10 protein-coding genes are annotated in these 9,952 nt (G+C 55.8%); all 10 read right to left on the minus strand.

All coding sequences use genetic code 11. The annotated features are described in order from the left end of the window. Positions 1–90 precede the first annotated feature (90 nt). The 10 genes from D1641_RS13500 to D1641_RS13550 all read right to left on the minus strand — a co-directional run bounded on the left by D1641_RS13500 (position 91) and on the right by D1641_RS13550 (position 9,614). Complete coding sequence (locus tag D1641_RS13500; protein ID WP_160666566.1) at positions 91–1,095, minus strand: hypothetical protein; 1,005 nt, start codon at positions 1,093–1,095, stop codon at positions 91–93. Next, entirely contained in the window at positions 1,095–2,207 is a 1,113-nt protein-coding gene (locus D1641_RS13505) for an antirestriction protein ArdA (protein WP_160666568.1), read from the minus strand. The genes D1641_RS13500 and D1641_RS13505 overlap by 1 nt, the downstream gene beginning before the upstream one ends. Continuing rightward, a complete protein-coding gene (locus tag D1641_RS13510; protein WP_160666569.1) occupies positions 2,200–3,183 on the minus strand; it encodes a DUF4314 domain-containing protein in 984 nt (327 codons plus the stop codon). The genes D1641_RS13505 and D1641_RS13510 overlap by 8 nt, the downstream gene beginning before the upstream one ends. Next, entirely contained in the window at positions 3,184–4,200 is a 1,017-nt protein-coding gene (locus D1641_RS13515) for a hypothetical protein (protein WP_243149393.1), read from the minus strand. Beyond that, positions 4,200–4,757, minus strand: a complete 558-nt coding sequence (locus tag D1641_RS13520; RefSeq protein WP_160666571.1) for a hypothetical protein — start codon at positions 4,755–4,757, stop codon at positions 4,200–4,202. The genes D1641_RS13515 and D1641_RS13520 overlap by 1 nt, the downstream gene beginning before the upstream one ends. Continuing rightward, on the minus strand, positions 4,757–6,094 hold the full coding sequence (locus tag D1641_RS19500; RefSeq protein ID WP_243149394.1) for an LPD28 domain-containing protein: 1,338 nt from the start codon (positions 6,092–6,094) through the stop codon (positions 4,757–4,759). Before D1641_RS19500 ends, D1641_RS13520 begins: the two co-directional genes overlap by 1 nt. Positions 6,095–6,168: 74 nt before the next feature. Beyond that, a complete protein-coding gene (locus D1641_RS13535) occupies positions 6,169–7,284 on the minus strand; it encodes a DUF6329 domain-containing protein (protein WP_160666573.1) in 1,116 nt (371 codons plus the stop codon). Further along, positions 7,284–8,501 carry a hypothetical protein gene (locus tag D1641_RS13540; protein WP_160666575.1) on the minus strand — a complete coding sequence of 406 codons (1,218 nt, stop codon included), beginning with the start codon at positions 8,499–8,501 and terminating at the stop codon, positions 7,284–7,286. Before D1641_RS13540 ends, D1641_RS13535 begins: the two co-directional genes overlap by 1 nt. Next, positions 8,498–8,779, minus strand: a complete 282-nt coding sequence (locus D1641_RS13545) for a hypothetical protein (RefSeq protein ID WP_160666577.1) — start codon at positions 8,777–8,779, stop codon at positions 8,498–8,500. Before D1641_RS13545 ends, D1641_RS13540 begins: the two co-directional genes overlap by 4 nt. Before the next feature lie 112 nt (positions 8,780–8,891). Further along, a complete protein-coding gene (locus tag D1641_RS13550) occupies positions 8,892–9,614 on the minus strand; it encodes a hypothetical protein (RefSeq protein ID WP_160666579.1) in 723 nt (240 codons plus the stop codon). Positions 9,615–9,952 lie beyond the last annotated feature (338 nt).

The following is a 9,952-nucleotide window of genomic DNA, read 5'->3' on the forward strand; positions in this document are numbered from 1 at the left end:
TCTGCTCCTTTCTCGGGCCATTCTTCCGAAAAAGGGCATAAAAAAACAGGGGCCATTCGTCACTTTCGGAAAAACGGCCCCTGTTTATTGTTACTGCATGGTCATACCTGCCCCGCTCGGAGCGGTGTACTCACGGATGAACTCCAGGTTGTTCCTGGTTATATAGCAAGGTTTGTCGCTGACCTGCTTGTACCCGGAGATCTCCAGCAGTTCCCCGGCGTAACCTTTGAGGTCGATGGTTCCTGACTTGATCAGCTCATCCGGCACACGCTTTTCCCGCAAATGATTTATGGCGATTTCCTCCAGTTCATCGCGGGGTACCCACTCATAGCAATGCAAGTTTTGTATAATGTCCATAGCGAATTTTAAGGTATGGCAGTCCTCATATTGCAGTATATCGAAAATTTTCACCAGCCAGAAAAGTTCATTCTGGTCCTGCTCCTCCAAAATATGGCCCAGGTTGTTCCCGTCGCTAACCAATTCACTGGCGCTGCTGTACTGTGCCATCAGATCGCCCGCGTCGGGCAGGATGCACTGGGCGTCCAGCAGGGTACAGTCGTCCAGAGAGTCAACTTTTAATTCGCGAAGAGCCAATGCAAGCTCCCCTATACCATACTCGGTGTCCAGACCGTAATCAGGCAGACGGAGCCAGACACCATCGGGCATAGCGGAGGAGGCCAGCTTCAGCTTGACACTCCAGCCCTCATCTTCGTACGGAGTCAACACGGGGTCCATCAGCTCGGCCTCTTTCGGATATACCACATAGTACTGGCCGATAAACTGGCCGGGGTGCTCGTCTGCATATTGATGGCCCAGCTGATCCAAATCAACATACAGCAGAACATCCTCCGAAACTTTGAGACGCTGAAAATAGAATTTTCCCAGCGCCTCATAGTTCCCGGCCGGGCAGATGTCGTGTTCTTTCACATAATAGAGGCAGTACACCAGATCATCTATGTCTTTGGGCGGCGACCTCTGGAGAACGGAAGCGAGGATATACCCTTCCCGGACGCTCAGTGCCTCCAGACGCTTTTTCACCCACGTCTGGAAGATATCCGTGCTGGACTGCGACAGCAGATATTTGAAGTCATACATCAATATTTCATCTCCATTCCGCCCTGACAGGGCTTGTTTTCCATTGCCTGGACCGGCTGGTGGTCCTTGCGCTCGATCAGGCCGTAGGCGGTCAATGAACCACCGCACCGCTTGATTAGCGCCTGTCCGTACTGGTACAGGTTCAGGTGGGGGATAATCGTTTCCACGTCCTCATCGCAGAGGATAGTAGATAGCTCTTCTTCCGCCACTTCGGTGGGGGAGCTGTGCTGGGGGGAGAAAATGTACTTGTCCAGCGAATCTATGAGCGTCCTGGCGCTCTGGAGATCTTCGCAGTCCGCAGCTTCCAGCAGAGCTTTGTATGCGCTGAGGGCCTTCGGTTCCAGACCCGTCAGCCGGCGGGCCAGCAGGTCCACAGCTTCCATCCCGCCGCTCAGTCCGATCAAATGCGGCGCGGCGCAGTCCACACAGCGCACCGGCTCCGTCCCCATGGGAGCGTTTGCCGGGTATGGAAACTCCACCCGGTTTCCGTCAAATGTCTCAGCCAGAATGGTGTATGCGGGCCTTTTCAGCGTGAAATCCAAGGTTTTGTAAACCTGACGCGGTTCGCTGTGCCGCTCCACATAACCGAAGCCGGTAAATGTACTGCCCTCCGCCTCCCGATGGTTCTTCCCGATCTGCGCGTAGTCCAGCAGTTCAAGCGCGGCATCCGGAATGGCGTCTGTTTTTGGGATAAACCCGCTCTCCACAAGGAACCTGCCCAACTCCTCATCGGTGACAGCATCCTCCACCACATGGCAGCATTCCCCACTGTAGGCGTAGTCGATCAGACTGCCAATGGGGATTGTTTTTCCGCCTTTCTGAACATCCATGCAGACCAGCCCCTCGAAGGCGGCCATGCCCCGCATGTCCAGCTCTGCCAGCCGCTTGGCCAGGGCATTGAGCTGGACAAGGTCCGTCTCCTGAATGCGTTTATTCAAATAGTCGTATTCCTCGGCGGCATGGTACTCCAGATACGGACGTATTCCGTCCTCCAGCCGGAGCTGTTCCATCGCGTCGAGAAGCTGGTAATCCGTGGCCGGCAGGTCCAACTCCACCTCCCGGAAGTCTCCGTTGGGGCTGTTCAGGGCGCGGATATGGAATATCTTATCCATGGGTCATCCCTCCCTTGACCTGGCCTTGCTCGTCATATTGCGCCGGATCGGCGGCGGGAGAGTCCCAGCCATGGAGACAGCCGCCTAACATGGCCTGTTCCTGTGCGGGGGAGATACCGCGGCACTGGTTGCGGTAGTTTGCCATGCAGCGGTTCAGGCCGGGTTTCTTGCTGTTGACCTCTGCCACCTGCCAGCCAGCACCCCTGGTGATACAAATCAGAGTTTCTTTTTCGGGCAGGACAGAGAAGCACATATCTGGCAGGCGCTCAGAGAAGTGGGGATCAAAGCGGTCCTGTTCCGGCATGATACTCCAGTCTTTGCTCTGCCACAGGTGGGCGTACAGTTCATAGCCATCACCGATGCCAATATTGCGCTGCTCGAAGCCCTCGCCCCAGCCGTCAGACATTTGTCCGCTGAGATAGTCAGTTAAGGTCTCCAGTTCCATGGGTGTCAAAGCACCCTGCACCCGGCATTCCACCACCGCCCAGAGCCGGCCATCCCGTTCCTCTGTGGTGAACAGGGCGGAGCGGACTTTCTGATTCACTGCGTCATCCCTGCCGTACCAGTGCATGACGCCGCGCTCTGCCTCCTCCGGCATCCGCTCCCGGATCAGCGCCGCCAGGATGCTGTCCGCATAGCGGCGAAGATCCCGCCCATCCAAAGGAACACCGTCCTCATCTATCCCGCCGTATCCGTCAGGTTCAAAGAGTTCAGCGGTCATGGGAGCGTACAGCTTCAGCGTCTGGAGGGGCGGGGGCAGGATGGAGAAGCTGTCCGCCCCCAGCACCAGGTTCAGGCTGCGGCCACTGTCCCAGTTCACCAGGAAGTGGCCAGCGTCGTCGATGCCCTTCAGCGTCCCCATGCTCCCAGGCTCCACCGGGCAGGGGTCATCCTTCATCTCTCTGAGTTTGATCCGGCTGCCCTGCGGGAACTGCTCCCGCAGGAACTCCAGCCATTCTTTCGATATATGGTTCATTTACATTCCTCCCATTTGCATTGCTGGCCCATACCCCTCCGTGATCTCCGCAGTCTGAGCAGTTGGGGCCTCATAGATCGTATTTCTGCCGTAACTGATCATAGTAATGTCCTCCGCACAGTAATTGGCGCTGCGGCCAAACAGCTGCTCAAACTCACGGCGGTCCTGTGCGGGGATATCATAGGTGCTGTAATAATTCCTATGGCCTGTCAGGGAATTTGCCGCCGCCTTGAAAGTCAGTTCCGCGCCATCCTTCTGAACCGTGACGGTTACCGTTTTAGCGCCGCTGGCTTTTAACGCCTCTGTGATGGCTTTCATTCGGTGGATGGGATTTTCGGTATCCTGCATCAGCGCCTGATATTCCGCTAACAGAGCGTCATCTTTCAGAAATTGCAGGAGAAACTTCTCCTGATTGATTTTGATATGCTGATCCGCCTCTGTCTCAATGAAGCCCTCCGGGTCCTGGAGCCAGGCCATAAAAGCGGCCTCCGGCAGTTCATTCAGAATATAGTCGCTGTGGAACTGCCCATCTGGCACCTGGTTGGCAAAAATTTGCTGGATTACCGCTTCTTTGGCGCCGTAGTCCTGATAATATTGAAGATCGCGCTTCGCTTGCCCGCTGGAGACTATCTGTGTGGGGAGGTTGTTCCGGTCATTAGCGATGATCTCCTCCACGCGCCGATTGATCCTGCCGCATATCTCATTTACCACAGAGGGAATGGCCCTGGCCGCGAATGGGCTCTGGCCGTCTGTGAGGATGGCTGTCAGACTCTCCGTCAGATACAGGGTGTGGTTTTTGATGCCATGTACACCACAAAATGTCAGGCCGTTTTTCCAGGAGATACAGCCATCTGCTTCCACAGCAGTCTGGTACAGATAGTCAACCGGCTTTTTTTCGATTTTGAGGAGCATCGTCACGGCTTTCTCGCCCGTGCAGATTGTCAAAGGCGCGTTTCCCCAGTCCAGCCACCGCTGGAAATCATTGCGGGAAACCGTACATTGAACAAGGTCTTTCATCAGCTCATACCCTCCATTGCCGGCGCTGCCTGCTGGGAGCGATCAGCGTCCATCTGCCACTCTGACCACAGCTGTCTTTGCAGCGACACACATTCCTCAATCCAGTCATCCAGTTCGCCGTCGTTTTCCAACTCCTGACGGTGAATTTCCAATGCGATCAAAATATCATTTTTGGCGCTGTCTGGCAGTGCGGGAGCCTGACCGGATCTCCGCGCGGCTGACACGGCCTGGTCAAATGATTCTCTGTACTGCCGTTCCAGCTGGATGGAGGTTTCTTTATCCGCGTAGGCGCCTCCATCCAAGCCCCAGAATGGCACCAATTTCAGAATACTCTCCCGCAGTTTTGTGATATCTTCCTCCTGATGGAGCGCCGCCCGCTGTGCGGCGACTGTAGTCAGACCGGCAACACATCTTCGGATGTACTCCTCATACGCCTGATAGGTCGGCTCAATCAGTTTCAGAAACTCATCCAGGTTATAAGAAGATTGGGGGGCTCCGCGGCCAAGCCATTGTTCCAGCGCGGCTCCGGGGTATAAAATCCGATTTGATTCACTCATCAGCCTATACCTCCCATCGTCATGCCGGTACCACCGTAGTCCTCGATCTGGCGGGGATTTTCCTCTCCATACAGATCATAAATCATATCTTCTACAGCCTTCCTGACTACGGGGTCATCGGTCAGCGTCTCACAGCGGAAGCCGGTGGTGGCATGGCAGGGCAGTTCCTCACGGACAGTCTGGAGGTACTTCTGCGGATCAGTATAGTTCCAACGCTCACCACTGGCGAAGGTGACCCGCCCGACAGCCGGGCTTCTGTCCAGCATCTGCTGGATCTGGCCGGCAGCGTCCGATATCACCGGGTCATCCTTGAATTCGTCCATCCTCAGCCGGTCCTCTGACAGCCACTCCCGGCCATCCCAATGGATGGCCAGATCCACAGCGGCAATGCCGTCCTTGGTAACGCCCAGCCGCTTGTCCGCGCAGTCGAGGCTGGTATATAACTGCATGGCCTCCTCCAGCGGGAGCTGGTCCGTTACCTGCCGCTCAGGCGTGTTGATGTGCTCGATCACATACCAGTCATAGCTGTGGGGGAGCGTGGGATCGGCGGCGTCCTGGAGCGCCTGGCGCCCTTTTTCCGTCAGTCCCATCTGCTGGGCCTGTTTGTCGAAGCAGTTGAGATAGCACTGATAGTCGCCTTCTATGGGGTTGCAACGCAGACGGTAGAGGTATCGCTCTGTCTCCAGCGTGAAGCCGTAGTTCTGGCAGCAGGTGCCGCCCTCGATAGCCCCCTCGCTGCCATAGCAGTACCGCCGCATGGAGGGGAGGTCTTTCAGGACGCCCTTGCGGAGATCGTTCACCACCTTGTCCAGCTCATCCCGGAACTCCTGGGTGTTCAGCTCCTCGGGGCCTCTGGGCCACCAGGTATGGTAGAAGCCCTCGCGTCCCTCGTGTCCGAAGTCGATGCGGACATGGCCGATGGCCCCCAGCTCCTCATCCTTCTCCGGCGTCTGAGCATAAAAAAGCCCCGCATCCTCGGGGGATGCGGGGCACAGCTGATGGCGGAGAGGTGTTTCAGGGCAGCGGATCTTTTCCTCAGCACAGAACTCCGCCAAGCTGGGATTTGTACCGGTCATCTGGAACATATCCTTGACCAGCCGGAACTGGGAACGGGCTTTTTTCAGCGGCAGATAGGAGAGGATCGAACCGGTATGGTTTTCCTCCGCCATATCCACCAGTGCGTGGGGTTCGTCCGGATGGCGGGCAGTACCCCGCAGATCGTAGCAGTACCAGCCCTGGGGCACGTCCTCGCGGGGGATGGGCGTGGCACTGAACAGCACTGAGGCCCCGAACAGGCGGGCGCCCAGCATTTTATCCTTGTAGATATTGATTTGCAATGGTTTCACTTCCTTTCGTTTTTGGTCAGCAACAATAGATACCACAACTCCCGGCGAAAGTCTACAAAAACTTTTTACATCATCGCCTGCCCAATCTCCGGTGCGGGAGGGAAAGGCTTGCTCAGACGGCGCGCCAGACCGAACCCGGTTTGCCGAACGCCGTCCTCCTCCATCATCTCACTGCCCAGCAGGTCAAAATCGGTATGGCCCTCTATAGCCTCCAGAACTTCATCATTTGCACCCATGCGGCGCAGGGCCTGACGGCTATACTCCCGTTCGCTGTCGGAGATCAGCTCGTAGTCATCAATGTCGATGGCCATATCAAGGGCCTCGGTGAAGGTGGACGGTTCCTCCACTTCCAGAGCGGCGCAGTATTTCATGATCTCGCCGTCTTTTTTAAGGCGCTGGAGACAGAGCGCCATCTCGTTGGCATCCTCTACAGTGATACTATCCATAGGGATCAGCTGATTCAAATAAGGCGCCGTATATTCCACATTGGCAATCACCGCTTGAGCGAAGTCCTCGATTCCCAGGGACTTCTTTGCGTGTTCCAGCTGCTTCTCGGAGGCGGGGAGGACAAGGGGATAACTCTGTTCTGAGGCCGTGAGTGTCAAAAGCATGGCTTTTGGCACCTCCGCCTGCACCGGAACTTCTTCCCGGCGTTTGACAAAACCATGGGTCGTGTATGCACCCCCAAGAGTGTCCCGCTGCTCCGCACCTATCTTGGCATAGTCCAGGTAGGGCCTGGTTTTCTCTGGAAAAGAAAATTTCCCGGTAATGAAAGAAGTATCTACGAGAAAATGCCCCAAATCCTCATCTGTCCTGATCTGGGGAAAAAGTTCGTACTGCTCCAGGCTGTCTGTGACACGCAGAACGTCGTCCAGGTTTGCCGCTCGTTCCAGAGCCAAGGCTCCGTTGAGGAGCTTCAGCTTTTCGTCGCTCATATTATCTATTGCCTCAGCAAGCCGGTTAAGGTTCTGAATCCCAGCTTCTGTATTCAGGTCATCGACCTTCACGCGCCCAGTGAGAAGCTGTGTCGGGCCTTCGCCGCTGACGATGCGTACCACGCCATAGCTTTTACCGAACTCCTCCAGACCTCTCATTTCTGTCTGGACCTTGGCCAGGGTCGTCGGGAAAATGACCTCCGCTTTCTCGGGGTCAAAGACACCCTTATGCATTTGAAGTACCATCAGCAAGGCCCTCCCATCTGCGGCCCCTGTTCCCGTTGGTACTGCTCAGCCGGGTCCTCCATCATCAGCTCCTCCAGAGACATCGTACCGTGATATGCCACATAGCCGCACTCGTTGAACTGCCCGCCTTCCTGCTGGAGCTGCTGTTCACCGTAGCGGCGGTAGTCGTAGAAGCCCTCCAAGTTTTCGTCGTAGTCGAAATGACCGGACTCCCGGATCATGTGCCTGCCGTATTCCTCCGGGGTCTGGAGACCGGGGACAAAGTCAAACTGGTCCAGGCTTTCCGCCAGCTGTCGGACGGCCATCATATCTCCTGCCTCCGCAAACAGCACTACCGCGTTCAGCTTCTCCATATCCGCCTCAGTCAGCGGCTCTATGGCCCGGCACATCATGTTCAGGTCCGGAAGATCATCGCCGCTCAGATGCTCAATATCCAGCGCCTCATCCACTTTTTCCGGCAACTCATTGCAGTCGATGCGTATCTGAGCATCGTGCGGCGAGGTGATGCCAATGCGGAGCAGTGTCCGCTCGATCTGGTGTTCTGCGGCGGGGAGGTACAGGTACTCCGGATTTTTCCCTTCTGCCAGAACCCGCTTCGGCATGACCTCCAGCACCATAAAAAGGCCGTCGTAAGGGTATATGGGGAACTGGTGTCCGTTGTAGACCGATTCCAGTTTCATGCTGTTGTCGTAGACCACGCCATAAGGGGTAATGACTCCTCCGCCGCCATCGATCAGCAGGCAGGCAGTTTCGACGCCGTCCAGGTTTTTCAGTTCCTCCATCGTGGCACTGCCGCCATTCAGATTCATAAAATGGCTGCGCCCTACGGTCTCCAAGTCAGAGAAGTCGGTGATGACTGTGGCCTGCTTGCAGCAGTATGTCAGGTTGATGAAGTCTTTGATATCGGTTAACTTCAGCTTGTGGGCCATAGCCTGGAACTGGCTGGCCTCGCCGGAGCAGAAGCCGTCCAACCGTTTCGCCAGGTAGTCCAGCTGATCCACGTTCACCAGCGTGCCCTGGATAGAATTCAGTATATGGTATTGACTGTCGATCTCGTCCACCTTGCAGTCCCGGTTCACGGAAAAGCCCAGGTCAATTGCCTGGAGCATCTCAATAGTCTGATCGTACTGGTCAACGGGAATGGGGAAGGAGATAGTAACCTGGCCGCATTCCGGGCGCTGGGTGTTGCTCAAAACTGCTTGAATCACATAGCTCATACGCTGCCCTCCTTGATCTCCCACTCACGGAGCCCCGGCTTGACGGGTTGGCTGCGGGGCGGCTTCTTCTGGGGCCTCTTTTTCCGGGTGTCAGTGCGGGTGGGCGGCGTTCTGGACGGGTCCATCATCGCGTCGTCGCAAAGTCCGCTACGCTCGAAACGGCCTGCGGCCATTCCTCGCTTCGCTCCCTTGCTCCTCCTTGCCCCACGCGGCAGGCCGCGCGGGGGCCCCACATACAGCCCCGCCAGGCGGGTATCGCCCATAAAATATCTTGCCATATTCTTTTTGCCCTCCTATTGTTATTTGCGGTTCCCGAAAAAAAGGGCAAAAAGAAAAAGGGCGCTGCCCTTTTTTCAGGGAAACGACCTTACTTGCAACAAGTATTGGCTTCTAGCTGAATTGCATCCTGCCCTCCTGCGGGGATTCCATAGATGTCAACTTCACCTCCTTCTGGTTGGACAGCGTCACCCGCTCGTCCAGTTCTGGAACACACTGCTCAATCTGCTCCGCAGTGGATTCCAGGCATCTCTGCCGCTCATCGCTAATGGGATATTCGGATTCCAGCGTTTCATGGATACAGCGGTAGACCTCCGTCAGCTGCTCCAGAGTAAAAAGGGCGCTGCGGGGAACGAGGCCAGAGCGGGTGGCAAACCCCCGCTTGGCGGCGGTATAGCAGCCCGTACCGCCAAGGGGGCCGTAGTAATTTCCCTGGTTTAGTCCGGTGCCATCCTGTGTCCGCTCCCAGGTGATAAACTGGACACCATACTGGGTAGGGTGGCTCGCCAAGACTATGCCATTGAAATCCGCCAGCAGCCTGTAGTCTCCTGTCAATCCGCTGACCGTCAACCGGGGCGCTGCCTCCATCTGGCTCATATACTCGGCGGTGGTTTTGGCGATGGAGATCACTCTGTCCAGGGCTGCGCTCCTATGCTCGTCAGCCGCATCCTCCTTCCAGTACCTCACCCCGCCAGAGTCCAGAGCGAGGCAGAGGCGTTGGCCATCCAGCCCCACCGGCAGGAGACCATCCTCTGTTTCCGGTTTTACGACAAAGCCCTCATGCTGAAGATTAAGGGTTAGTTCCTGGAAGTGTCTCTTTTTTTCTTCTGCGTTCATTTCGATCCTCCTTGCTTTCTAATGTAATGGTAATCTTTTGTGTTGAAAAGTCCAGGGCCCTTTTTGATTTCGCCTGTTTTGAAAACAGGCGCTGGGGGTATTGCATTTTCCTGAAAAAACAAAAAGTGCCGGTCTGTCAATTCCCTTGGGATTGACGGACCGACGCCCGATGCAGACGTTCAAAATCTTAGCGCCCTTTTTGAATGGTATATCACGAGGGTTCGAACCCCACCAGTTACTCAAATAACCTCATTTACATCTGTAAGCGTAAAATAGAGCAGTACCTGTCCCCCAATGGTAGAATGGAAAAGAAGGGGGAGTAGAAAATGAAAGAAGAA

This window comes from Colidextribacter sp. OB.20, assembly GCF_009911595.1.
GTDB lineage: Bacteria > Bacillota > Clostridia > Oscillospirales > Oscillospiraceae > Lawsonibacter.

Excerpts from the sequence above, each read along its gene's own strand:
- D1641_RS13535 (WP_160666573.1), bottom strand. The coding sequence starts at position 7,284 with ATGGTACTTCAAATGCATAAGGGTGTCTTTGACCCCGAGAAAGCGGAG.
- D1641_RS13510 (WP_160666569.1), bottom strand. The coding sequence starts at position 3,183 with ATGAACCATATATCGAAAGAATGGCTGGAGTTCCTGCGGGAGCAGTTC.
- D1641_RS13545 (WP_160666577.1), bottom strand. The coding sequence starts at position 8,779 with ATGGCAAGATATTTTATGGGCGATACCCGCCTGGCGGGGCTGTATGTG.
- D1641_RS13515 (WP_243149393.1), bottom strand. The coding sequence starts at position 4,200 with ATGAAAGACCTTGTTCAATGTACGGTTTCCCGCAATGATTTCCAGCGG.
- D1641_RS13500 (WP_160666566.1), bottom strand. The coding sequence starts at position 1,095 with ATGTATGACTTCAAATATCTGCTGTCGCAGTCCAGCACGGATATCTTC.
- D1641_RS13540 (WP_160666575.1), bottom strand. The coding sequence starts at position 8,501 with ATGAGCTATGTGATTCAAGCAGTTTTGAGCAACACCCAGCGCCCGGAA.
- D1641_RS13505 (WP_160666568.1), bottom strand. The coding sequence starts at position 2,207 with ATGGATAAGATATTCCATATCCGCGCCCTGAACAGCCCCAACGGAGAC.
- D1641_RS13550 (WP_160666579.1), bottom strand. The coding sequence starts at position 9,614 with ATGAACGCAGAAGAAAAAAAGAGACACTTCCAGGAACTAACCCTTAAT.
- D1641_RS13520 (WP_160666571.1), bottom strand. The coding sequence starts at position 4,757 with ATGAGTGAATCAAATCGGATTTTATACCCCGGAGCCGCGCTGGAACAA.